Genomic DNA, 2,081 nt, shown 5'->3' on the forward strand with positions numbered 1-2,081 from the left:
CGCTGGCGTGGCCGCTGGCCAGTCGCGGCGGCGACACGCTCGCCGCCGGGCCGACGTCGGCGTCGAACGCGCAGCCGTCTCGCTCGCCGCGCGCGTGGCGGCTCGCGCTGTTCTTCGGCATCGCGACGGGCGCGTATACGCTCGTGCTCGCATGGCTGCCGCCGTACTACATGCGGCTCGGCTGGTCGCCGACGGCGGCCGGCAGCCTGCTCGGCGGCGTGACGCTCGCGGAAGTCGTCGCGGGGCTGACGATCTCGGCGACGATCGACCGCCTGCCCGATCGCCGGCCCGCGCTGCATGCGGCGATCGCGTCGCTGTTCGTCGGCTTGCTGGTGATGCTGGCCGCGCCGGAAGCGCTCGCGCTGCCGGCCGCGCTGTTGATGGGCGCGGGGATCGGCGCGCTGTTTCCGCTGTCGCTGATCGTCACCGTTGACCATGCCGCGACGCCGGCCGATGCCGCGTCGCTGACGGGGTTCGTGCAGGGCATCGGCTACCTGATCGCCGGGACGTTTCCGTTCGCGGCGGGCATCGTGCGCCAGCACCTCGCGGACCTGACGCCCGCATGGATCGCGATGGCCTGCCTGTGTGTCGTGCTGTTCGCGCTGGCGGCGGGGTTTGCGCCGAAACGGGTGCTGCACGCCGCGCGCGCGTAGCGCGTTTCCCGCGGATCGGATCGGGTGGTGGTCGTGCTCAACCTGATCCCTGTCGTTGGCATTGTGCGACGTCGATCCTGATCCTCGGCGAGTCGGTGTCGCCGATCTACTTCGTCGGCCGCGCAATCACGATCGGCGCGGCGCGCTACACGCCCCGGCGCGAGCGCCGCACCGAACCCGGGCCGGCCCGCGCGTGATCAGCCCGCGCTCGCGTACAGCGTCGAATCCGCGAACCCTTCGGCGTCCAGCACGCGCCCGATCAGGATCAGCGCGGTGCGCTCGATCTGCGTGCCCTGCACCTTGCCGACGATGTCGGCGAGCGTGCCGGTCACGCGCGCTTCATCCGGCCAGCTCGCGCGATAGATCACCGCGACCGGGCAATCGGCGCCGTAGTGCGGCAGCACTTCGTCGACGATACGGGCGAGATGGCGCACGCCGAGATGGATCGCGAGCGTCGCGCGGTGCGCGGCGAGCGCGCCGAGCGCTTCGCCTTCCGGCATCGTCGTCTTGCCCGCGAAGCGCGTGAGGATCACCGTCTGCGCGACACCGGGCAGCGTCAGCTCGACGCCGAGCGTCGCCGCGCACGCGGCCGTGGCCGTTACGCCGGGCACGATTTCATACGGAATCCCGAGCGCTTTCAATCGGCGAATCTGCTCGCCGATCGCACCGTACAACGACGGGTCACCCGAATGCACGCGCGCGACATCCTGCCCTTTCGCGTGCGCGTCGGCCAGCAGCGCGACGATTGCATCGAGGTCGAGTTCGGCCGTATTGACGACCTGCTCCGCGCGATGGCCGTCGAGCACGGCCGCCGGCACCAGCGAACCCGCATACAGGATCACCGGGCACGTGCGCACGAGGCGCTGGCCCTTCACCGTGATCAGCTCCGGGTCGCCGGGGCCCGCGCCGATGAAATACACCGTCATCGAAAAATCTCCGTCAATTCATGGGATGACCGGCCGCGCGGCGTCATGCGCGCGCGGCCGGATCGAGCGCGTCGATGAGCGCCGCGGCCGAATCGAACGCGCGGTCGGCGTCGGGCAGCGGCGGCCGGCGCAGCATCACGACCGGCAGCCTGCGTTCGCGCGCGACGTCGAGCTTGGCTTCCGTGGCCGCGCCGCCGCTGTTCTTGCTGACGACGACGTCGATGCCCATCAGCGCGAACAGCGCGCGCTCGCTGTCGAGCGTGAACGGCCCGCGCGCGGCGATGATCTGCGCATGCGCATTGCCGGGATGCGCGTCGAGGCAGCGCACGAGCCAGAACTGGTGCGGCGGGATCGCGTCGAGACGCGCGAGCGGTTCGCGGCCGAGCGTGAACAGCGGCCGCCTGAACGGCGCGAGCGCGGCCTCGATGCCGGCCCAGTCGTCGACCATGCGCCAGTCGTCGCCGGGTTGCGGCACCCACGGCGCGCGGCGCAGCGCCCACAG

3 protein-coding genes are annotated in these 2,081 nt (G+C 71.6%); 1 reads left to right on the forward strand and 2 read right to left on the reverse strand.

The annotated features are described in order from the left end of the window. Window positions 1–653, forward strand: a 653-nt coding sequence (locus F3J15_RS37230; protein ID WP_166897782.1) for an MFS transporter, incomplete at its 5' end; no start/stop codon positions are given. 197 nt (window positions 654–850) lie between these two features. Here F3J15_RS37230 and cobM read toward each other — a convergent pair. Next, window positions 851–1,579, reverse strand: coding sequence for a precorrin-4 C(11)-methyltransferase (cobM, locus tag F3J15_RS37235; protein ID WP_166897784.1), 729 nt, complete (start codon window positions 1,577–1,579; stop codon window positions 851–853). Between the two features lie 43 nt (window positions 1,580–1,622). Then, window positions 1,623–2,081 (reverse strand): precorrin-6A/cobalt-precorrin-6A reductase (locus F3J15_RS37240; RefSeq protein ID WP_205191155.1); only part of this gene is annotated, 459 nt, incomplete at its 5' end.

This window comes from Burkholderia sp. Ap-955 (genome assembly GCF_011753045.1).
Classification (GTDB): domain Bacteria; phylum Pseudomonadota; class Gammaproteobacteria; order Burkholderiales; family Burkholderiaceae; genus Burkholderia; species Burkholderia lata_D.